31 protein-coding genes are annotated in these 20,124 nt (G+C 66.4%); 1 reads left to right on the forward strand and 30 read right to left on the reverse strand.

Going from position 1 to position 20,124, the window contains the following annotated elements:
- Positions 1-54: 54 nt before the first annotated feature.
- The 30 genes from rpmJ to BG418_RS26090 all read right to left on the reverse strand — a co-directional run bounded on the left by rpmJ (position 55) and on the right by BG418_RS26090 (position 18,395).
- The gene (rpmJ, locus tag BG418_RS25945) at positions 55-168 is read right to left on the reverse strand and encodes a 50S ribosomal protein L36 (protein ID WP_003956441.1); all 114 of its coding nucleotides are present in this window, start codon (positions 166-168) and stop codon (positions 55-57) included.
- 28 nt (positions 169-196) lie between these two features.
- Positions 197-418 (reverse strand): translation initiation factor IF-1, encoded by a 222-nt coding sequence (gene infA / locus BG418_RS25950; protein ID WP_003956442.1) that lies wholly within the window; start codon positions 416-418, stop codon positions 197-199.
- A gap of 278 nt (positions 419-696) precedes the next feature.
- On the reverse strand, positions 697-1,542 hold the full coding sequence (map, locus tag BG418_RS25955) for a type I methionyl aminopeptidase (RefSeq protein ID WP_188276377.1): 846 nt from the start codon (positions 1,540-1,542) through the stop codon (positions 697-699).
- Positions 1,543-1,671: 129 nt separating this feature from the next.
- Complete coding sequence (locus tag BG418_RS25960; protein WP_188276378.1) at positions 1,672-2,331, reverse strand: adenylate kinase; 660 nt, start codon at positions 2,329-2,331, stop codon at positions 1,672-1,674.
- Positions 2,331-3,644, reverse strand: coding sequence for a preprotein translocase subunit SecY (secY, locus tag BG418_RS25965; RefSeq protein ID WP_188276379.1), 1,314 nt, complete (start codon positions 3,642-3,644; stop codon positions 2,331-2,333). Before secY ends, BG418_RS25960 begins: the two co-directional genes overlap by 1 nt.
- Before the next feature lie 216 nt (positions 3,645-3,860).
- Complete coding sequence (rplO, locus tag BG418_RS25970; protein WP_188276380.1) at positions 3,861-4,316, reverse strand: 50S ribosomal protein L15; 456 nt, start codon at positions 4,314-4,316, stop codon at positions 3,861-3,863.
- A 1-nt stretch (position 4,317) separates the two neighbouring features.
- Positions 4,318-4,500, reverse strand: coding sequence for a 50S ribosomal protein L30 (gene rpmD, locus BG418_RS25975; RefSeq protein ID WP_007826007.1), 183 nt, complete (start codon positions 4,498-4,500; stop codon positions 4,318-4,320).
- Positions 4,500-5,102 carry a 30S ribosomal protein S5 gene (gene rpsE / locus BG418_RS25980; protein ID WP_017239585.1) on the reverse strand — a complete coding sequence of 201 codons (603 nt, stop codon included), beginning with the start codon at positions 5,100-5,102 and terminating at the stop codon, positions 4,500-4,502. Before rpsE ends, rpmD begins: the two co-directional genes overlap by 1 nt.
- 46 nt (positions 5,103-5,148) lie before the next feature.
- Positions 5,149-5,532, reverse strand: a complete 384-nt coding sequence (rplR, locus tag BG418_RS25985; protein ID WP_188276381.1) for a 50S ribosomal protein L18 — start codon at positions 5,530-5,532, stop codon at positions 5,149-5,151.
- Positions 5,533-5,535: 3 nt separating this feature from the next.
- Positions 5,536-6,075 carry a 50S ribosomal protein L6 gene (rplF, locus tag BG418_RS25990; protein ID WP_188276382.1) on the reverse strand — a complete coding sequence of 180 codons (540 nt, stop codon included), beginning with the start codon at positions 6,073-6,075 and terminating at the stop codon, positions 5,536-5,538.
- A 21-nt stretch (positions 6,076-6,096) separates the two neighbouring features.
- Positions 6,097-6,495 carry a 30S ribosomal protein S8 gene (gene rpsH / locus BG418_RS25995; RefSeq protein ID WP_067163170.1) on the reverse strand — a complete coding sequence of 133 codons (399 nt, stop codon included), beginning with the start codon at positions 6,493-6,495 and terminating at the stop codon, positions 6,097-6,099.
- A gap of 212 nt (positions 6,496-6,707) precedes the next feature.
- Positions 6,708-6,893 (reverse strand): type Z 30S ribosomal protein S14, encoded by a 186-nt coding sequence (locus BG418_RS26000; RefSeq protein ID WP_004571834.1) that lies wholly within the window; start codon positions 6,891-6,893, stop codon positions 6,708-6,710.
- Positions 6,894-6,898: 5 nt separating this feature from the next.
- The gene (rplE, locus tag BG418_RS26005) at positions 6,899-7,456 is read right to left on the reverse strand and encodes a 50S ribosomal protein L5 (protein ID WP_188276383.1); all 558 of its coding nucleotides are present in this window, start codon (positions 7,454-7,456) and stop codon (positions 6,899-6,901) included.
- Positions 7,456-7,779, reverse strand: coding sequence for a 50S ribosomal protein L24 (rplX, locus tag BG418_RS26010; RefSeq protein ID WP_067163164.1), 324 nt, complete (start codon positions 7,777-7,779; stop codon positions 7,456-7,458). Before rplX ends, rplE begins: the two co-directional genes overlap by 1 nt.
- Positions 7,780-7,781: 2 nt before the next feature.
- On the reverse strand, positions 7,782-8,150 hold the full coding sequence (gene rplN / locus BG418_RS26015; RefSeq protein WP_053727611.1) for a 50S ribosomal protein L14: 369 nt from the start codon (positions 8,148-8,150) through the stop codon (positions 7,782-7,784).
- A 105-nt stretch (positions 8,151-8,255) separates the two neighbouring features.
- On the reverse strand, positions 8,256-8,540 hold the full coding sequence (rpsQ, locus tag BG418_RS26020) for a 30S ribosomal protein S17 (protein WP_008739702.1): 285 nt from the start codon (positions 8,538-8,540) through the stop codon (positions 8,256-8,258).
- The gene (gene rpmC, locus BG418_RS26025) at positions 8,540-8,764 is read right to left on the reverse strand and encodes a 50S ribosomal protein L29 (protein ID WP_014047786.1); all 225 of its coding nucleotides are present in this window, start codon (positions 8,762-8,764) and stop codon (positions 8,540-8,542) included. The genes rpsQ and rpmC overlap by 1 nt, the downstream gene beginning before the upstream one ends.
- Entirely contained in the window at positions 8,764-9,183 is a 420-nt protein-coding gene (gene rplP, locus BG418_RS26030) for a 50S ribosomal protein L16 (RefSeq protein WP_188276384.1), read from the reverse strand. The genes rpmC and rplP overlap by 1 nt, the downstream gene beginning before the upstream one ends.
- Before the next feature lie 5 nt (positions 9,184-9,188).
- Complete coding sequence (gene rpsC / locus BG418_RS26035) at positions 9,189-10,031, reverse strand: 30S ribosomal protein S3 (RefSeq protein WP_067163157.1); 843 nt, start codon at positions 10,029-10,031, stop codon at positions 9,189-9,191.
- On the reverse strand, positions 10,031-10,378 hold the full coding sequence (rplV, locus tag BG418_RS26040) for a 50S ribosomal protein L22 (RefSeq protein WP_004571827.1): 348 nt from the start codon (positions 10,376-10,378) through the stop codon (positions 10,031-10,033). The genes rpsC and rplV overlap by 1 nt, the downstream gene beginning before the upstream one ends.
- 43 nt (positions 10,379-10,421) lie before the next feature.
- The gene (gene rpsS, locus BG418_RS26045) at positions 10,422-10,703 is read right to left on the reverse strand and encodes a 30S ribosomal protein S19 (protein WP_030154697.1); all 282 of its coding nucleotides are present in this window, start codon (positions 10,701-10,703) and stop codon (positions 10,422-10,424) included.
- Positions 10,704-10,715: 12 nt separating this feature from the next.
- Positions 10,716-11,552: a 50S ribosomal protein L2 gene (gene rplB / locus BG418_RS26050; RefSeq protein ID WP_188276385.1), complete on the reverse strand. Its 837-nt coding sequence runs from the start codon at positions 11,550-11,552 to the stop codon at positions 10,716-10,718.
- 39 nt (positions 11,553-11,591) lie between these two features.
- A complete protein-coding gene (gene rplW / locus BG418_RS26055) occupies positions 11,592-11,912 on the reverse strand; it encodes a 50S ribosomal protein L23 (RefSeq protein WP_188276386.1) in 321 nt (106 codons plus the stop codon).
- Positions 11,912-12,562, reverse strand: coding sequence for a 50S ribosomal protein L4 (gene rplD / locus BG418_RS26060; RefSeq protein ID WP_188276387.1), 651 nt, complete (start codon positions 12,560-12,562; stop codon positions 11,912-11,914). The genes rplW and rplD overlap by 1 nt, the downstream gene beginning before the upstream one ends.
- A gap of 7 nt (positions 12,563-12,569) precedes the next feature.
- Positions 12,570-13,214: a 50S ribosomal protein L3 gene (gene rplC, locus BG418_RS26065; RefSeq protein WP_188276388.1), complete on the reverse strand. Its 645-nt coding sequence runs from the start codon at positions 13,212-13,214 to the stop codon at positions 12,570-12,572.
- A 13-nt stretch (positions 13,215-13,227) separates the two neighbouring features.
- Entirely contained in the window at positions 13,228-13,536 is a 309-nt protein-coding gene (rpsJ, locus tag BG418_RS26070; protein ID WP_003948644.1) for a 30S ribosomal protein S10, read from the reverse strand.
- Positions 13,537-14,603: 1,067 nt separating this feature from the next.
- Positions 14,604-15,581 carry a type VII secretion system-associated protein gene (locus tag BG418_RS26075; protein WP_188276389.1) on the reverse strand — a complete coding sequence of 326 codons (978 nt, stop codon included), beginning with the start codon at positions 15,579-15,581 and terminating at the stop codon, positions 14,604-14,606.
- A complete protein-coding gene (locus BG418_RS26080) occupies positions 15,578-17,305 on the reverse strand; it encodes a putative T7SS-secreted protein (protein ID WP_188276390.1) in 1,728 nt (575 codons plus the stop codon). The genes BG418_RS26075 and BG418_RS26080 overlap by 4 nt, the downstream gene beginning before the upstream one ends.
- Complete coding sequence (locus tag BG418_RS26085; RefSeq protein WP_188276391.1) at positions 17,305-17,973, reverse strand: hypothetical protein; 669 nt, start codon at positions 17,971-17,973, stop codon at positions 17,305-17,307. The genes BG418_RS26080 and BG418_RS26085 overlap by 1 nt, the downstream gene beginning before the upstream one ends.
- Positions 17,970-18,395 carry an SseB family protein gene (locus BG418_RS26090; RefSeq protein ID WP_399000425.1) on the reverse strand — a complete coding sequence of 142 codons (426 nt, stop codon included), beginning with the start codon at positions 18,393-18,395 and terminating at the stop codon, positions 17,970-17,972. Before BG418_RS26090 ends, BG418_RS26085 begins: the two co-directional genes overlap by 4 nt.
- 462 nt (positions 18,396-18,857) lie before the next feature.
- On the opposite strand from BG418_RS26090, the gene BG418_RS26095 reads away from it, so the two are divergent.
- Entirely contained in the window at positions 18,858-19,730 is an 873-nt protein-coding gene (locus BG418_RS26095; protein ID WP_188276393.1) for a hypothetical protein, read from the forward strand.
- The last annotated feature ends 394 nt before the right edge of the window (positions 19,731-20,124 follow it).

Below are 20,124 nucleotides of genomic sequence, written 5' to 3' on the forward strand. Positions count from 1 at the left end.
TACGTTTACGTGCGTCGCGCGAAGAACTGCGAAATGCAGGTCGGTCGGCGTGCGTCAGCCCTGGCGCTGCTTGTGGCGCAGGTTGTCGCAGATGACCATGACCCGGCCGTGACGGCGGATCACCTTGCACTTGTCGCAGATCTTCTTGACGCTCGGCTTGACCTTCATTGGATTCAGGTTCTCCGGGTCGTGAGATCTACTTGTACCGGTAGACGATCCGGCCACGCGTCAGGTCGTACGGAGAGAGCTCCACGACGACCCGGTCATCCGGGAGGATACGGATGTAGTGCATCCGCATCTTGCCGCTGATGTGCGCGAGGACCTTGTGACCGTTCTGGAGTTCCACCTTGAACATGGCGTTCGGGAGGGACTCGATCACGGTGCCCTCGATTTCGATGGCACCTTGCTTCTTGGCCACGCTTCGCCTTTCGAATCGGCTACCTTGATCGACTCCCGCGATCGTGTGCGGACACACGGGTACACGAGAGCCGACGCATCAGTCTACGTCAGGGCACCCGAAAAGACGAATCAGGGGAGTTTGCCCTCAAGCGTAGATCGTTAAGCGGGCTGCGCCGGGTCACTCAGCCCAGCGGGGCCCAATTCTCAACGCCGCTCTCGCGGGCTCGGCGCCAGGGGCGCCTCACAAGCTTCGAGCGGCTGCGCCGGCCTCCGACCGGCGGCCGCGGCCCGGGCAGCTCAGCCCAGCGGGTCGGGCGCGGTCGTCACGCCGTACTCCGCCAGCTTCGCCTTGCCGCAGTCCGGGGAGGTCAGGACGATCGGGCCCGCCTCGGTCAGCGCCACCGAGTGCTCCCAGTGCGAGGACCAGGTGCCGTCCGTGGTGATCACGGTCCAGTCGTCCTCCAGCACCTCGGTGCGCGGGGTGCCGAGCGAGACCATCGGCTCGATGGCCAGGCAGAAGCCCGGGACCAGCTTCGGGTTGTGGCGGCCGAGCAGACGGCGCTTGTCCACGTAGTTCAGCAGGTGCGGGTCCATGTGCATCTCGGAGCCGATGCCGTGGCCGCCGTACTCCTCGATGATCCCGTACTTGCCGGTCGAGGGGCGGGGCTGGCGGCGGATGTAGCCCTCGATCGCCCGGGAGATGTCCACCAGGCGGTTGCCCTTCTTCACCGCCGCGAGACCGGCCCACATCGACTCCTCGGTCACCCGGGAGAGCTCAAGCAGCTCCGGGGCGTGACCGGAGCCGACGAAAGCGGTGTACGCGGCGTCGCCGTGCCAGCCGTCGATGATCGCGCCCGCGTCGATGGAGATGATGTCGCCGTCCTTCAGGACGGTCTTCTCGTCCGGGATGCCGTGGACGACGACCTCGTTGACCGAGGTGCAGATGGTGGCGGGGAAGCCGCCGTACCCCAGGAAGTTCGACTTGGCGCCGTGCTCGGCGATCACCTTGCGGGCGACCTCGTCCAGGTCCTTGGTCGTGGACCCGGGCACGGCCGCCTCACGCGTGGCCGCGTGGATCGCGGCGACGACCAGGCCCGCCTCGCGCATCTTCGCGATCTGCTCGGGGGTCTTGATCTCCACCATGGCGGCTGACGCCTTTCTGAAACGGATACGGGGGTACGTCAACGATACGGCCACCCGTGCCCGGGTACGGCAACGGCCGCGATGCCCAGTGCGGGCACCGCGGCCGTGAGCCGTGAAAGGCAGGTGGCGTCAGGCGGTCTTCTCGGCGCGCAGCGCTTCCATCGCGCGCTCCGTGACCTCGTCGACCTTGCCGAGCGCGGAGATCGTCACGACCAGGCCCTGGGCCCGGTAGTAGTCGATGATCGGCTCGGTCTCGCTGTGGTAGACCTCAAGGCGCTTGCGGACGGTGTCCTCGGTGTCGTCGGCGCGCTGGTAGAGCTCACCGCCGCAGGCGTCGCAGACGCCCTCGGCCTTGGGCGCGTTGTAGGCGACGTGGAAGACGTGGGCGGAGTCGGTGCGGCAGATGCGCCGACCGGCGATCCGCTTGACGACCTCGTCCTCGGGTACTTCGAGGTCGAGAACGGCGTCCAGCTTCACGCCGTCCGTCTTCAGCGCCTCGTCCAGGGCCTCGGCCTGGACGACGTTGCGCGGGAAGCCGTCCAGGAGGAAGCCGTTCTCGGCGTCCGACTGGGCCATGCGGTCCTTGGCCATCCCGATGGTGACCTCGTCGGGCACCAGGTTGCCGGCGTCCATGTACGCCTTGGCCTGCTTGCCCAGGTCCGTGCCCTGGCTGATGTTGGCACGGAAGAGGTCGCCCGTGGAGATGTGCGGGATCGCCAGGTTCTTGGCAAGGAACGCGGCCTGCGTTCCCTTGCCGGCACCGGGCGGTCCGACGAGGACGATTCGCATCAGCGGAGGAACCCTTCGTAATTGCGCTGCTGGAGCTGGCTCTCGATCTGCTTCACGGTCTCCAGACCCACACCCACGATGATGAGGATGCTTGTCCCGCCCAGCGGGAAGCTCTGGTTGGCCCCGAAGATCACCAACGCCATCGTCGGTACGAGCGCGATCAGTCCCAGATACAGCGACCCCGGCCAGGTGATCCGGTTGAGCACGTAGCTCAGGTACTCAGCAGTAGGTCGACCAGCCCGGATACCCGGGATGAAGCCACCATACTTCTTCATGTTGTCGGCGACTTCCTCGGGGTTGAACGAGATCGCCACATAGAAGAAGGCGAAGAACACGATGAGGAGGAAGTAGCTGATGATGTAGTAGGGGTGGTCGCCCTTGACGAAGTTGTCCTTGATCCAGATCGCCCAGCCCGCAGTGGAGTTGGAGAACTGGACGACCAGCGCCGGGATGTAGAGCAGCGACGACGCGAAGATGACGGGAATCACACCCGCCTGGTTGACCTTCAGCGGGATGTACGTCGAGGTTCCGCCGTACGACCTGCGGCCGATCATGCGCTTCGCGTACTGCACCGGGATACGGCGTTGGGCCTGCTCGACGAAGACCACCAGGGCGACCATGACCAGGCCGACCAGGATGACGGTGCCGAACTCGATCCAGCCCTGGGCGAGGTGGCCCTGCGTCTTGATGGCCCACAGCGAGGTCGGGAAGCTGGAGGCGATCGAGATGAACATCAGGATCGACATGCCGTTGCCGATGCCGCGGTCGGTGATGAGCTCACCGAGCCACATGACGGCGGCCGTACCGGCGGTCATCGTGATGACCATGGTGATGGTGGTGAAGATCGACCGGTTCGGCACGATCTCGCTGGCCACCTGGCAGCCGCTGAACAGCGCGCCCGAGCGGGCGGTGGCCACCAGGCCGGTGCCCTGGAGGATCGCCAGGGCGACCGTCAGATAACGCGTGTACTGCGTGATCTTGGCCGTGCCCGCCTGACCCTCCTTCTTGAGGGCCTCCAGACGCGGGATCACCACGGTCAGCAGCTGCAGAATGATGCTCGCCGTGATGTACGGCATGATGCCCAGCGCGAAGATCGTGATCTGGAGCAGGGCACCACCGCTGAACATGTTGACCAGGCCGAAGAGGCTGTTGCCCGACTTCGCCTGGTCGACGCACACCTGTACGTTCTTGTAGTCCACCCCGGGGATCGGGATGTGCGTCCCCATCCGGTACAGCACGATGATGCCGAGCGTGAAGAGCAGCTTCTTGCGCAGGTCAGGCGTCTTGAACGCCTGGGCGAACGCGGTGAGCACGGTGCCTCCTGCGACCCCCGCGCTACGTGCGTCAAGGGTGACGGTCTTGAGGTTCGACGGATAGGAATGAGTCAGAGGAACCGGGCGGGCATACCGCACGGAAACTTAGACAGTGCACGCCACCTTACCGGCGACCCTGCCCCCCTAGGAACGACCAACCGGGGATGCCCCAATTGAGAGGCATCCCCGGTCGGATGTTCAGGCCAACGAGCTGTCTCAGACGAGCTCGGTGACGGTGCCGCCGGCAGCGGCAATCTTCTCCTTGGCGGAGCCGGAGACGGCGTCGACCGTCACCTGCAGCGCCACGGAGATCTCGCCCTGGCCCAGGACCTTGACGAGGCTGTTCTTGCGAACCGCGCCCTTGGCGACCAGGTCGGCCACCGTGACCTCTCCACCCTCGGGGTAGAGAGCGCCGAGCTTGTCCAGGTTCACGACCTGGAACTCGGTGCGGAACGGGTTCTTGAAGCCCTTGAGCTTCGGGAGACGCATGTGGAGGGGCATCTGCCCACCCTCGAAGCGCTCCGGGATCTGGTAACGGGCCTTCTGGCCCTTGGTACCACGACCTGCGGTCTTACCCTTGGACGCCTCACCACGACCCACACGGGTCTTGGCGGTCTTGGCACCCGGGGCAGGGCGGAGGTTGTGGGCCTTGAGCGGGGAGTTCTCCGCCATGTCAGTCGACCTCCTCAACCGTCACGAGGTGGCGGACGGTGTGCACCATGCCGCGGAACTCGGGACGGTCCTCCTTGACAACCGTGTCGTTCAGGCGCTTGAGCCCGAGCGAACGCAGGGTGTCGCGGTGGTTCTGCTTGCTGCCGATGTACGACTTCGTCTGCGTGATCTTGAGACGGGCCATTACGCACCCGCTCCCGCACGCGCACGAAGCAGAGCCGCGGGGGCGACGTCCTCGAGGGGCAGACCGCGGCGGGCCGCGATCTCCTCGGGACGCTGCAGGCCCTTGAGGGCCGCCACGGTCGCGTGCACGATGTTGATCGCGTTGTCGGAGCCGAGCGACTTCGACAGGATGTCGTGAACGCCGGCGCACTCCAGAACGGCGCGCACCGGGCCACCCGCGATAACACCGGTACCGGGGGAAGCAGGCTTCAGCAGGACAACGCCGGCCGCCTTCTCGCCCTGGATCGGGTGCGGGATGGTGCCCTGGATGCGGGGAACCTTGAAGAAGTTCTTCTTGGCTTCCTCGACACCCTTGGCGATGGCCGCGGGAACTTCCTTGGCCTTGCCGTAACCGACACCTACGGTGCCGTCACCGTCGCCCACCACGACCAGCGCGGTGAAGCTGAAGCGGCGACCACCCTTGACAACCTTGGCAACGCGGTTGATCGCGACAACGCGCTCAACATAAGCGGTCTTCTCGGCGGCAGCGCCACCGTCGCGACCCTTCCGGTCCCGCCGCTCGCCGCCACCGGCACCGCTTCCGCGGCGCTGGGGTCCAGCCATTGGATTTACCTCTCTCTGTTACGTCCGTTAGTCCCGGAACCGGGGCTTAGAACTTCAGCCCGGCTTCGCGGGCGGCGTCAGCCAGAGCGGCAATGCGCCCGGCGTACCTGTTGCCACCACGGTCGAACACGACGGCCTCGACACCGGCGGCCTTGGCGCGCTCGGCGACCAGGGCGCCGACCGACTTGGCCTGCGCGGACTTGTCGCCCTCGCCACCACGGATCGAAGCGTCCAGGGTCGACGCCGACGCCAGGGTGTGACCCTTGATGTCGTCGATGACCTGAGCGGTGATACCGCGGTTCGAACGCGTCACGACGAGGCGCGGACGCTCTGCCGTACCCGACACGTTCTTGCGGATGCGGATGTGGCGGCGCGCCTTGGCGGCCCGCTTGTAAGCGTCGCCCTTGGCGATCTTCACACCGTATGCCATGGCTTACTTACCAGCCTTTCCGACCTTGCGGCGGATGACCTCGCCGGCGTACTTGACGCCCTTGGCCTTGTACGGGTCGGGCTTCCGCAGCTTGCGGATGTTCGCCGCGACCTCGCCGACCTTCTGCTTGTCGATGCCCTCGACCGAGAACTTCGTGGGCGACTCGACCTTGAAGGAGATGCCTTCGGGCGCCTCGATCGTGATCGGGTGGCTGTAGCCAAGCGCGAACTCCAGGTTGGAGCCCTTCGCCTGGACGCGGTAACCGACACCGCTGATTTCGAGCGCCTTGACGTATCCCTGGGTCACGCCGGTGATCATGTTCGCCACCAGCGTGCGGGACAGGCCGTGCAGGGCCTTGTTCTGACGCTCGTCGTTGGGACGGGTGACGTTGAGAACGCCGTCCTCGCCCTTGACAATCTCGATCGGCGCGGCAACAGCGTGCGTGAGGGAACCCTTGGGGCCCTTCACGTGCACCGTACGGCCGTCGATGGTGACGTCCACACCAGCGGGAACCTGGATGGGGAGCTTGCCGATTCGCGACATTAGCTTTTCCTCCGTTCCCGACTACCAGACGTAGGCGAGGACTTCCCCACCCACGCCCTTCTTGCCTGCCTGCTGGCCGGTCAGGAGACCGTGGGACGTGGAGATGATCGCCACGCCCAGGCCACCGAGGACCTTCGGCAGGTTGGTGGACTTCGCGTACACACGCAGACCCGGCTTCGAGATCCGCTTGATGCCGGCGATCGAGCGCTCGCGGTTCGGGCCGAACTTCAGCTCGAGGACGAGGTTCTTGCCGACCTCGGCGTCCTCGACCTTCCAGCCGGTGATGAAGCCCTCCTGCTGGAGGATCTCCGCGATGTGCGACTTGATCTTGCTGTGCGGCATCACGACGGTGTCGTGGTACGCCGAGTTCGCGTTACGCAGACGCGTGAGCATGTCTGCGATGGGGTCAGTCATGGTCATGAATTGGCCTTCGGCCTCTCTCGCCGGGGTTTCCTGTATGCGCCATCCCTCTCCCCACTCATGGGCGGGACGGGTGCGGTGCGGGGACCTACGGCGTAGTAAGTCGTACGGGCGGCGGACGCCCAACCCTCCTAGCCTAAGCCATGGAGGGATGGGCCTCCGCCCACCCTTTGCTTACCGAGAGACTCCGGAAAAACCCGAAATTACGGGGTTTACCAGGAGCTCTTGGTCACGCCCGGCAGCTCGCCACGGTGAGCCATCTCACGAAGGCAGACGCGGCACAGGCCGAACTTGCGGTACACGGAGTGCGGCCGGCCACAGCGCTGGCAGCGGGTGTACGCGCGCACAGCGAACTTGGGCTTACGGGCAGCCTTCGCGATGAGAGCCTTCTTCGCCATCTCGCTTACGCCTCCTTGAACGGGAAGCCGAGGTGACGGAGAAGGGCGCGGCCCTCAGCGTCGTTGGTCGCCGTGGTGACCACGGTGATGTCCATACCCCGGGTACGGTCGATCTTGTCCTGGTCGATCTCGTGGAACATGACCTGCTCCGTGAGACCGAAGGTGTAGTTGCCACGGCCGTCGAACTGCTTCGGCGACAGACCACGGAAGTCACGGATACGCGGCAGCGCGAGCGACAGCGTACGGTCCAGGAACTCCCACATGCGGTCACCACGGAGGGTGACGTGGCAGCCGATCGGCTGACCCTCGCGCAGCTTGAACTGCGCGATGGACTTCCGGGCCTTCGTCACGGCCGGCTTCTGGCCGGTGATCGTGGTCAGGTCGCGGATGGCGCCGTCGATCAGCTTGGAGTCGCGGGCGGCGTCGCCCACACCCATGTTGACGACGACCTTGACGAGGCCGGGGATCTGCATGACGTTCTCGTACGAGAACTCCTCACGCAGCTTGCCCGCGATCTCCTCGCGGTACTTCGTCTTGAGACGCGGAGTCGTGGTGGTAGTCATCAGATGTCCTCACCCGTCCGCTTGGCAACGCGAACCTTGTTGCCCTCGTCGTCGAAGCGGTAACCGACACGCGTGACGACCTTGTTGCCGTCCTTCTCCACGACGAGCTGAACGTTGCTCACGTGGATCGGGGCCTCGGTGGTCACGATGCCGCCGGTCTGCGAACCGCGAGCGGTCTGACCGGCCTTCGTGTGCTTCTTGACCCGGTTGACACCCTCGACCAGGACGCGGTCCTCGCGGGGGAAGGCCGCGATGACCTTGCCCTGCTTGCCCTTGTCCTTACCGGTGATGACCTGAACCAGGTCGCCCTTCTTGATCTTCATGCTTACAGCACCTCCGGCGCGAGCGAGATGATCTTCATGAACTTCTTCTCGCGCAGCTCCCGGCCCACCGGGCCGAAGATGCGGGTGCCGCGGGGGTCGCCGTCGTTCTTCAGAATGACGGCGGCGTTCTCGTCGAAGCGGATGTACGAGCCGTCCTGACGACGACGCTCCTTGACGGTGCGCACGACGACAGCCTTGACGACGTCGCCCTTCTTCACGTTGCCACCGGGGATTGCGTCCTTGACGGTGGCGACGATGACGTCACCGATGCCCGCGTAGCGGCGACCGGAGCCACCGAGAACACGGATGCAAAGGATCTCCTTGGCACCAGTGTTGTCGGCGACACGCAGTCGCGACTCCTGCTGGATCACGTCTATCTCCTGATCGTCTGCCGGTTCCCGGCCGGGGCTGTCTCTTGCGAGAGAGCCCCGACCGAGCCTGGCGGAACTGACTTGAAGGGTTACCCCCTCAAGTAATTACTTGGCCTTCTCGAGGATCTCGACGATGCGCCAGCGCTTGCTCGCCGACAGCGGACGCGTCTCCATGATGAGGACGCGGTCGCCGACACCGGCAGCGTTCTGCTCGTCGTGCGCCTTGAGCTTGTTGGTACGGCGGATGACCTTGCCGTACAGCGCGTGCTTCACGCGGTCCTCGACAGCGACGACGACGGTCTTGTCCATCTTGTCGCTGACGACCAGACCCTCACGGGTCTTGCGGAAACCGCGCTGCTCAGTCGTCTCAGTCACATTCTTCTCGCTCATCAGACGCTCTCCACCGTCTCGATGCCGAGCTCGCGCTCACGCATCAGGGTGTAGATCCGGGCGATGTCCTTACGGACGGACTTGAGCCGACCGTGGTTCTCGAGCTGGCCCGTCGCCGCCTGGAAGCGGAGGTTGAACAGCTCTTCCTTGGCCTCGCGGAGCTTGTTGAGGAGCTCCTCGTTGCCCAGCTCGCGCAGCTCGGACGCCTTGGTTCCGGCCGACATCACGCCTCACCTGCCTCGCGCCGAACGATGCGGCACTTCATCGGGAGCTTGTGAGCAGCGCGGGTGAGCGCCTCACGAGCAATCTTCTCGTTCGGGTAGGACAGCTCGAACATCACCCGACCCGGGTGAACGTTCGCGATCCACCACTCCGGAGAACCCTTACCGGAACCCATGCGGGTCTCGGCAGGCTTCTTCGTCAGCGGGCGGTCCGGGTAGATGTTGATCCAGACCTTGCCGCCACGCTTGATGTGGCGGGTCATCGCGATACGAGCCGCCTCGATCTGGCGGTTGGTCACGTACGCCGGCGTGAGGGCCTGAATGCCGTACTCGCCGAACGCAACCGTCGTACCACCCTTGGCCTGACCGCGGCGCTTGGGGTGGTGCTGCTTGCGGTGCTTGACCCTACGGGGGATCAGCATTTCGGTCAGGCCTCCGTTCCGGTGCTCTCAGCCGGAGCGGCGGCGGCGGGAGCCTCGGCCTTGGGGGCCTCGGCAGCCGGCGCAGCCTGCTGCGGCTTGCGGCCGCGACCGCCACGCTCGCCGCCACGACCACCACGGCCACCGGCCGGACGGTCACTGGCGCCACCACGGGCCGGGCGGTTACCCGCACGGGCCGCTGCGTTCTCGGCGCGGACCTCGGCGATGTTCTTGACATCGCCCTTGTAGATCCAGACCTTCACGCCGATGCGGCCGAAGGTCGTCTTGGCCTCGAAGAAGCCGTAGTCCACGTTCGCGCGGAGCGTGTGCAGGGGCACACGGCCCTCGCGGTAGAACTCCGAGCGGGACATCTCGGCGCCGCCGAGGCGACCACCGCACTGGATCTTGATGCCCTTGGCGCCGGCCTTCATGGTGCCCTGCATGCTCTTGCGCATGGCACGACGGAAGGAGACGCGGGAGGAGAGCTGCTCGGCAACGGCCTGCGCGACCAGCTGAGCGTCCATCTCGGGGTTCTTGACCTCGAGGATGTTCAGCTGGACCTGCTTGCCCGTGAGCTTCTCGAGGTCGCCGCGGATGCGGTCGGCCTCGGCGCCACGGCGGCCGATGACGATGCCCGGACGCGCGGTGTGGATGTCCACCCGCACGCGGTCACGGGTGCGCTCGATCTCAACCTTCGAGATGCCGGCGCGCTCCATGCCGGACGTCATCATCCGACGGATGGCGACGTCTTCCTTGACGTAGTCCTTGTACAGCTTGTCGGCGTACCAACGGGACTTGAAGTCCGTGGTGATGCCGAGCCGGAACCCATGCGGGTTAACCTTCTGGCCCATTACCGGGTTCCTTCCTTGCTGCTGACGACCACGGTGATGTGGCTGGTCCGCTTACGGATCCGGTAGGCACGGCCCTGAGCACGCGGACGGAACCGCTTCAGGGTCGGGCCCTCATCCACGTACGCCTCGCTGATGACCAGCGAAGAGGCGTCGGTGTGGTCGTAGTTGTGCGCGGCGTTGGCAATGGCGCTGTCCAGCACCTTGCCAACCGGCACGCTCGCGGCCTGCGGGGCGAAACGCAGGACCGCCTGAGCCTCCGTGGCATCCATGCCACGGATGAGGTCCACCACGCGGCGGGCCTTCATGGGCGTGACGCGGATGTACCGCGCCTGGGCCCTGGCTTCCATGGTTGTCCCTTCGGTGTAAGTCATAGTCGTTTCCACCCCGCGTTTAGCGGCGCTTCGACTTCCGGTCGTCCTTGACGTGGCCGCGGAAGGTGCGAGTCGGCGAGAACTCGCCGAGCTTGTGGCCGACCATCGACTCGGTGACGAACACCGGGACGTGGGTCTTGCCGTTGTGCACCGCGATCGTGTGGCCGAGCATGGCCGGGATGATCATCGAGCGACGGGACCAGGTCTTGATGACGTTCTTGGTACCAGCTTCGTTCTGAGCGTCCACCTTCTTTACGAGGTGGCCGTCAACGAAGGGTCCCTTCTTGAGACTGCGCGGCATCTAAACCCGCTCCTAGCGCTTCTTGTTCGTCTTGCGGCGGCGGACGATGTACTTGCTCGATGCCTTCTTCGGCGAGCGAGTACGACCCTCCTTCTGACCCCACGGGGAGACCGGGTGGCGACCACCACTGGTCTTGCCCTCACCACCACCGTGCGGGTGGTCAACCGGGTTCATCGCGACACCGCGGACGGTCGGGCGAACGCCCTTCCAGCGCATACGGCCGGCCTTGCCCCAGTTGATGTTCGACTGCTCGGCGTTGCCGACCTCGCCGATCGTGGCGCGGCAGCGGGCGTCGACCAGGCGGATCTCACCCGACGGCATACGAAGGTGGGCCATGACGCCCTCCTTCGCCAGCAGCTGCACGGAGGCACCCGCGGAGCGGGCGAACTTCGCGCCGCCGCCGGGCCGCAGCTCGATGGCGTGGATGGTCGTACCGACCGGGATGTTGCGCAGCGCCAGGTTGTTGCCGGGCTTGATGTCGGCCAGCGGGCCGTTCTCAATCCGGTCGCCCTGCTGCAGACCGCGCGGGGCGATGATGTAGCGCTTCTCGCCGTCCGCGTAGTGCAGGAGCGCGATGCGCGCGGTGCGGTTGGGGTCGTACTCGATGTGAGCGACCTTCGCCGGAACGCCGTCCTTGTCGTGACGACGGAAGTCGATCACTCGGTAGGCGCGCTTGTGGCCACCGCCCTGGTGGCGGACGGTCACACGACCGGTGTTGTTACGGCCGCCCTTGCTGTGCAGGGGGCGGACCAGCGACTTCTCCGGCGTGGACCGCGTGATCTCGACAAAGTCGGCGACGCTGGAGCCACGACGGCCCGGAGTCGTCGGCTTGTACTTGCGGATACCCATTTCTCAGTCCTCGTCCGATATTCGGACCAGGGCGCTCCGTTAGGAGGCCTGGCCGAAGATGTCGATACGGTCGCCCTCAGCGAGGGTCACGATGGCGCGCTTCGTGTCGGCGCGCTTGCCGAAACCGGTCTTGGTGCGCTTGCGCTTACCCTGCCGGTTGATCGTGTTGACCCCGGTGACCTTGACCGAGAAGACCGCCTCGACGGCCTGCTTGATCTGGGTCTTGTTGGCGCCGGGCGCGACGATGAACGTGTACTTGTTCTCGTCCAGCAGCGCGTAGCTCTTCTCCGAGACAACCGGCTTGATCAGCAGGTCGCGCGGGTCAGTGAAGGTCTTGCTGGTAACGGTCGCCTCAGACATCAGGCGTCGCTCCCTTCGGTCTCAGCGGTCTGGGGGCCAGACACGAAGGACTCGAAAGCGGCCTGAGTGAAGACCACGTCGTCAGAGACGATCACGTCGTACGTGTTCAGCTGGCCCGGCTCCAGGATGTGAACCTGGGGCAGGTTGCGGGCGGACAGCCACGCGGCCTCGTCGGCGCGCTCGACGACCAGGAGCACGTTCTTGCGCTCCGAGATCTTGCCGAACAGCGTCTTGGCGGCCTTCGTGGAGACGGCACCCTCGACCACGCCGGTGACGACGTGGATGCGGGAGTGACGCGCACGGTCCGAGAGGGCACCGCGCAGGGCGGCGGCCTTCATCTTCTTCGGCGTCCGCTGCGAGTAGTCACGCGGCTGCGGGCCGTGGACGACGCCACCGCCGACGAACTGCGGCGCACGGGTCGAACCCTGGCGCGCGCGGCCGGTGCCCTTCTGGCGGTACGGCTTGCGGCCACCACCGCGGACTTCGCCACGGCGCTTGGTCTTGTGCGTGCCCTGACGGGCAGCGGCCAGCTGGGCGACGACGACCTGGTGGATCAGCGGAACGCTGGTCTTGGCGTCGAAGATCTCCGCGGGGAGCTCGACGGTCCCGGCCTTTTCGCCAGCCGGCGAAAGGATGTCAATGGTGCTCATCGGTTCCTCAAACCCCCTTGGCCGCGGTACGGACCAGGACGAGGCCACCGTTGGGACCGGGGACCGCGCCCTTGATGAGCAGCAGACCCTTCTCCGCGTCAACGGCGTGGATGGTCAGGTTCTGGGTGGTGACCCGCTCGTTACCCATGCGACCCGCCATGCGCATGCCCTTGAAGACACGCCCAGGGGTGGCGCAGCCACCGATCGAACCGGGGGAGCGGTGCTTGCGCTGGGTGCCGTGACCGGCGCCGAGGCCCTTGAAGTTGTGACGCTTCATGACACCGGCGAAGCCCTTGCCCTTGCTCTTGCCGGTGACGTCAACCTTGACGCCCGACTCGAACACGGCAGCGGTGATCTCCTGGCCGAGCGTGTACTCGCTGGCGTCGGAGGTACGGAGCTCCACCAGGTGGCGGCGCGGGGTGACGTCGGCCTTGGCGAAGTGACCCTTGAGGGGCTTGTTCACCTTGCGCGGGTCGATCTCGCCGAAGGCGATCTGGACCGACTCGTAGCCGTCGACGTCGTTCGTACGGACCTGGGTCACGACGCACGGCCCGGCCTTGACGACGGTCACCGGGACAACCCGGTTGTTCTCGTCCCAGACCTGGGTCATGCCGAGCTTCTCGCCCAGGACGCCCTTAATGTTCTTTGCCATCTCGCGCGTCACCTCAGAGCTTGATCTCGATGTCGACGCCCGCCGGCAGGTCGAGGCGCATAAGCGAGTCAACCGTCTTCGGCGTGGGGTCGAGGATGTCGATGAGGCGCTTGTGCGTGCGCATCTCGAAGTGCTCGCGCGAGTCCTTGTACTTGTGCGGCGACTTGATGACGCAGTACACGTTCTTCTCAGTGGGCAGCGGCACCGGGCCCGCGACCGACGCACCAGTGCGCGTCACCGTCTCGACGATCTTCTTCGCCGAGGAGTCGATGACCTCGTGGTCGTAGGCCTTGAGCCGGATGCGGATCTTCTGTCCCGCCATGGCTACCTAGTAGTCCTTTGTCTCGTAAACGCTCTGGAACCCGGGGGTTCTACCGACTCTGTCTCCGACCCACGCGGTCGGGCGTGTCGCACTCCCTCTACGCAGAAATCCCATACGGGATTTCCCAACCAAGGGGATGCGGGCCGTGGACCTCGCAAGCGGGGGCAGAACACCCACCGGGTGCCTGGCCGGAGCCCCGCTGACACTTCCCGAAAGATTCCCGTACGTCCGCTCCAGCGCCACCGCACGACGAAGCCGTACGACAGATGGGGCGACGAGTACTGTGGGACTCGCTTCCGGTCCTCCCGGCGGGAGGCGCGCAGCATCGGCACTCAACCGAGCAACCCCGACAGTCTGCCATACGGGGCGGTGGCCTGGCCAATCGAGCCGAGGATCGTACCCCACGTCACAGTGGGGGCGGCACGGGGCCGGGGGTGGGCGGGTCGGGGCCCCGGCCGGGGGGCGGCCCGGCAGGGGCGGGGTCCGGGGGCTGCCTCACAGAGGGCACCGCCGCCCACGGCCTCCGCGAGTCAGCGAGTACTCCCCTGACGAGCCGCCGAAGTCAGCGCCCGTCCTTGGGCACGACGACCGAGGCCGCCAGCATGGGCGTCTCGGGGTACCCCGGCTGTGATCGCCAGCCGATAGGGCGGAACACTCACGGAACTTCAGCCTCCTGCAGAGCCAAAGCCCCCCTCAAAGCTGCTCGACGTATTCCCGGACAGGAATGTGCGTCGGCGGGAAGTGCGGACCGGATCCGCCCTTGGGTACGACCACTACCCGCGTGAACGGTGCACGGGAAGGATCTCATCGCAGATGGGCGTAGCCGCAAGAAAAGCCAGTGCGGCGTCAACCGCCGTCTGCCTGTCAATCACAACACGCCCCCCGTTCGATTCGACCAAAATCCATCACACCGGATCCTCACGTGCTCCGGTACGGGATATCGCCGATCAACACCCCGACTCGGGGCCCGCTAAATAGCCCGGCTGCCGGTCCAGAAACACAACGCCATTGAGCGTATTCACCCTCGTACGTGATGACCGCCCCCGGCCGACGGGGGCACCCGGTCGTCACCCGGCCGCGCGCACATCCTGCGACGGGATGCGGACCGAGACGCGGCTGCCGGGGTTGAGCTTCAGCGCCACGTCCGCAGGCAGCGAGGCGAGGAGCGCGCGGCACGGGACCGCCTGGAGCTGCGGGGCCGTGGCGGGGGCGTGTCGTGGGTCCGTGAGGACCGGGACGAAGCGGCCCTCGGCGTCGGTGTAGAGGGTGATGCCCGGCTCAGCACCGGGAACGAGGTACACGGTTGCCTCGGCGAGCAGCCGCACCACCTCACCGTCTCCCCCGTGCCCCGTCGCCGCCCGCTGCATCGCCGCCTCGACGGCGTCCGTGGGCGCGGGCAGGCCGAGGCTCAGCGGGGACGGCCGGTAGTTCGGATTGCGCTGGAACGGCCCCGGACTCCCGTTCCCGTCCACCGGCCAAGCTCCGATGATCGCGTACGGCGGGACCTGCCCCGCCGGGTCGTACGCCGGGTCGATCGAATAGAGCCAGGTCCCGGGCGCGTGCCGCGCCTGTGCGAGGAGCTCGGGAGTGAGCTGGGGCTCCGGCGGCAGCCCGCTGCCTGCGCTCGGCGATCCCTTCCACGCCGCGTAGGCGGCCCTCTGCTCCTCGACGGACACCACTGGCTCGTCCCCCGCGTCGTCGAACAGCTCGACCATGTCGTCGCGGGACGGCTTGACGCCGGGGTGCAGTCGGTAGGCGCTGGCACTGCCCCCGTCGCGCAGCATCCCGCTCTGCGCGACATCGGGCCGGGCGCCGTTCACCCGCAGCCGCCACCCCGCGGGCTCAAGCTGCCGCCGCACTTCCTCCAGCGCAGCGAAGAGATCACCCTCGACGGCCTGGACGACCCCCCAAGGCCCTTGCGCCCGCACCCCGTACGGCGTCTCCCTCCGACTCCCGTCGAGCCACCACTCCAGCCCGCACACCGCCCGCTCGTCACCACGTACAGCAATGGCGTCGTCGCGACGCCCCAGCATCTTCTCGGTCACAGGGTCCATCCTGGCGGTAGTACGTCATTCGGTACCGGCGGGGGTACCGCCGGTGCGGGTGGTTTGTAGTGGGGGTTCGGAATGTAATTCCCCCAGGTGCGATCGGGCATCAACTCCCAGACCCCCTTGATGTGCTCCGCGCGCACACCTCCGGGAAACGCGATCTCCTGCTCCTTGGCGTACTTATTCTCGGGAATCGTCTTGTTCACATCGATTCCGCCCGGGGCATCGATGTCGTACCTGTACTGCGCTCCGCCCATTTCGGGATCACGGGTCGTGCCCACATATGCCGAGCTCACATTGTCCTCGACATAGCCCTCCAAATCGGTATTCCTTCGATTTCGTGGCATAAAACCCTCGTCGAAGATGGTGTCGGGCGGGCGCGTGTCGAAACGCCACAGCGGTTCCCGTGTGGTCCGCCACACCGCGTGATCCGGCAGCTTCGCAATGTCCACCGACCGGTCAGCCGCAGCCTCCAGCGGGTCGTGGGGCTCCGGAGGATGCCGAGGAACCTCCTCCGTGGCAGACCAGTTCGGCGCCTCTTTCGCCTCCGCACGCGCGGCCTCGGCAGCCAGCACGGCTCCCTCTTCCAGGCCCTCCTTCGCCCCGACCTTCAGGGTGGCCCGCACGCCGGCGACAGCCAGGGTCTCGGGGTCGACGAAATTGGGGACCATCCGACCGGTGAAGTCGGAGGGGTCCTTCTTGAATTCCTGCCACATGTCGGAAGCCGCGCGGTCCGGATGGGCGCCGGTGGAGGCCAGACCGGCCAGGGTCATGGTGACGTGACGGTAGTAGTCGGCCGGATGCGTGACGTTGTAGAGGTCCAGCGGATTGACACCGCGTACGAAATCGATCACGTCGGCAGTGCCCTTGGCGAGGCCACCACCTATGTGGGCGACCTCGATGGTCGTGCCGACGCCCTGGTCCACGACCTCGTCCAGGGCCCGCTGGAGCGGTGGAGGCTTCTGCGGAGCATGGGCCATCGCGGCCGTCACCGCGGTCTTCGCGAGGTTCGCCGCTTCGTCGCGCTGGCGCCTGGCTTCGCCGAGGATCTCGTGCGCACGGTCCCGCTGAGCCTTGCCCGGGTCGCTGAAGGGAGCCGGGGGCGGGCCCGGATCCTGGCCCGCCTTCACCTTGGCGTTGTAGGCACCGGCCTTCTCGTTGCAGTCGTCGCGCGCGGTCTCGGACGAATCCTTGCCCTGCTTGAAGAGACTGGCGGCCTCGTGGGCCTTGCCCTGTGCCCACGCGACAGTGGAGGCGTAGGACTCCAGCGCCTTGGCCGCGCCCGCGCAAGCCTCCGCCGCATACAGCCACTTGGCCGGATGCATGGAGAACTTACGGCGGAACGCGTCGGCTGCCTCTCCCTGCCAGTGCCAGGAATCCAGGCCCTTCATTCCCTGACCGACCCGCTCGAACGCCGCCTCGAACGCGTTCAGATGCTTGACGCTCTCACAGATCTTCGACGGGCTGCCGTGGATCAGCTCTTTCGGGTCCTCGGTCTGGCCAAGCTGCTGCTCGTCCACCGTTGCGCCCATGGCAGAGGCGAACCTGTCGCCGGCGTCCTCGATGGCGTGCGCGACACCTGCGGCACCCGCAGATTCCAGCATGTCGCCGGTCTGGTGCGCGGCCCAGTCGGCACCTTCTCCGAGCTTCTTCTTACCCCAGTCGACCCCGTGCTCGACCTTGCCGAGCCCCGAATCGATGAGGTGACCGATACCGGACATCAGCGATGCTCCCGCTCCCAGTGCGCTCGGTCGAGTACCGCCTGGTCCGGGTCAGTGGCCACCCGGGACACCTGGTCCACCTGTGCACGTGTCTGCTCGTCGATGACCCCGGCGTCGGCCAGATGGTCCATGAATCCAGCCTGCACGTCGTAAGCGGTGTTGTTCACGGTCCGCTTGACGTCTTCGTGTGCCTTCCTGAATGAATCGGCGCTGTAGTCCGCGTTGTCCGTCGGACTCTGCGTCAGGATGTCGCCCCAGCCCTTCTTGGCGAGCTCGTCCTCGGTCAGATTGGGGTCGCCGTTCAGCGAGTTGGCCAGCGTCTTCAGGCTGCTGCTGAGGTACTGGTCCTGCTCATGGAGCATGCCCGCCGACAGCCCTACGTCTGCCGCGAAGCCATTGCCCTCCTGCACCAGGGCGCGCACGCCCCACTCCCAGCGCTCGCAGAACGTCTTGAACTCACTCGTCAGCCCCGCGTGCCCCATGTCGAGGCCCGATAGCTCAAGTGCCGTGAACCCCCGACCCACGGACCCCTGGCCGACCATGCCGATGTCCTTCAGCTCGGCCAGGGATGCGTTGATCCCCGCCGTGATCGACGCCAGTGCCTGCTTCGGTGCGGCGAGATCCGGATTCCCTCCGGCAGTCGGATTCGGGCTGCCCCCGTCGCTCACGCCACTCCCCCGTTGCGCACCGCTCGCCCTCGTCCGTCCACTACCGCCGCGCGGTCCGGCACGATCCCGGCAACCGGCGGAAAGAGCGTGCCGTCTTCGCTCCCCGCATCCAGGGCCACCCCGGCCGGCACGCCCAGCGCGGGCACCACCGCGTCCAGCAGTCGCGCGCCCGGCATCGTGCAGTAAGTCCACTCGCGGTCAGCCGCGCCTCGTGCATACGCGAACCGGGCCAGCGCCGCTTCGTCCGAGAATGCGCAGATCCAGCGAACTCCGCCCCAGCCCTCTGTCCAGAGCGTGTCTCCGTCCACCAGCGGAACCAGCACCGCCGTACGCCGGAACTCGGCGAGGAGTGCCCTGAATTCGCGGTGGCCAACCGTAACGGTGGACTGTATGTCAGGCCGTGGTCCTGGTGATGCGGCCACCAGATCCGCCAGTCGCTGGCGCCTTTCAGGCCCGCCGGGCATCCCCATGTCGCATACATTCACATGGTCATGTTCCGGTGTGCAACGTGGGACGTACGGGGTGGCCGAAAGCTGTCAGGGGGCAGTTCTCGGTCGCGTACGAGATGAGTTCGCTCCATGCCCGAGGGGTGCAGCCGGGCCGGGGAAACGAGGGTTGGCGAACTCCCATGCCCGCAAAGGCCGTCCAGCAACGACACCTCAGGACGCGACCTGCCCCTGATCGAGGCACTGGCCACCTGCTGGTGCATCGAACACAGTCCGGCGTTCCAGGCAAGACGGCCTGGCCGGAACTCGGCTACCAGCCGACCACTCCGCCTCACTCGCATGGGTGAACATCGCCAACTTGCCTGCATTTAGGGGTAGTTGATCACCCTACTCTCGGCGCGTCGAACGCAGCGCCCCCTCCCGAAGGCAAGGAATCGCATGGTCAGCGCACCTCATGAAGCGATGCACCGCATCTTCCAGCAGGATCCCGGGCTCTTCAGTCGCGTCTCGCGCATCCTCGGGCTCACCATCCCCGCCCCCGTCGCGGTCACTGTCTTACCCACCGACCTCACCGAGACCAGTCCGATCGAACGTCGCGTGGACACGCTCTTACGTCTTCAGACCGCGGAGCACGGCGCCTTTCTCCTCGCCGTCGAGGCCCAGGGCAAGAAGGACCCCGACAAGCCGGCGAACTGGGCGTACTACACCTCGTTCCTCTGGACGAAATACCGGCTGCCCACCGCCCTCCTGGTCGTGTGCCAGGACAGCGCCACCGCTGAGTGGGCTCAGGGACCTGTTGCCAGCGGGCCGCCCCAGCTGCCCACGCTCACCTTGCGTCCCTCCGTTGTGGGGCCGCACAACATGCCGGTGATCACCGATCTCGACGAGGCCCGCCAGGACCTCGGGCTGGCCACCCTGTCCGCGATCACCCACGCGTCCAGTCCGGACATCGATGCCATACTGAAAACACTCTCCGCCGCGCTGCGGGACGCGCCCCAAGACCTGTCGTTCATCCTCTCCGAACTCACCGCGCAGGGCCTGGGCAAGCGCCCGGCCTCACACCTGTGGAGGAACCTGATGGCCGCCGACCTCTCCTTCTTCAAGTCCCCGATCTCGGAGGAAATCCGGGACGAGGGCCGCGCCAAGGGCCGCGCCGAGGACACCCTGCGCCTCCTGGAGCGCCGCGGAGTCGAGGTCCCCGACGAGGCCCGCGAGCGCATCACCACCTGCGACGACCTCGACACCCTCAGCCGCTGGTTCGACCTCGCCATCACCGCCACGACCATCGAAGAGGTCTTCGCGGACGCGTAGGCGCAGCAGTAGTCCCCGGCCGCTGGAGGCCGGGGACTGCGCACTTCACATCGAACCCCGCGCCCGGACCGCATCTGACCGCCTCGTCGCTCCGGGAACGGACGTGGCCGTCAGGCCGACGGTGAGGCCGCCCACGGGGCTGCGCGGCAGGAGACGTGTCCATCGGCGACTGGACGATCTCTACCGACGGGCTGCCCCGGTACGCGTAGTCCCGTACCCGGAGCACCGCCGCCGCCCCGCAGACAAATAGCGGGTGGCCGGAAAGAAAACTCCATTCGAAGTAAAGCGGACCACAATTCAAATCACCCCATAATCCAATTCCCCCGGGCAACCGCACGCCCTTTCTCCCCGTCTACTCCGGCGACCAGCAGACGCGCCGGATGGCGAATGAAGC

Source organism: Streptomyces sp. CBMA152, from assembly GCF_014596475.1.
Taxonomy (GTDB): Bacteria; Actinomycetota; Actinomycetes; order Streptomycetales; family Streptomycetaceae; genus Streptomyces.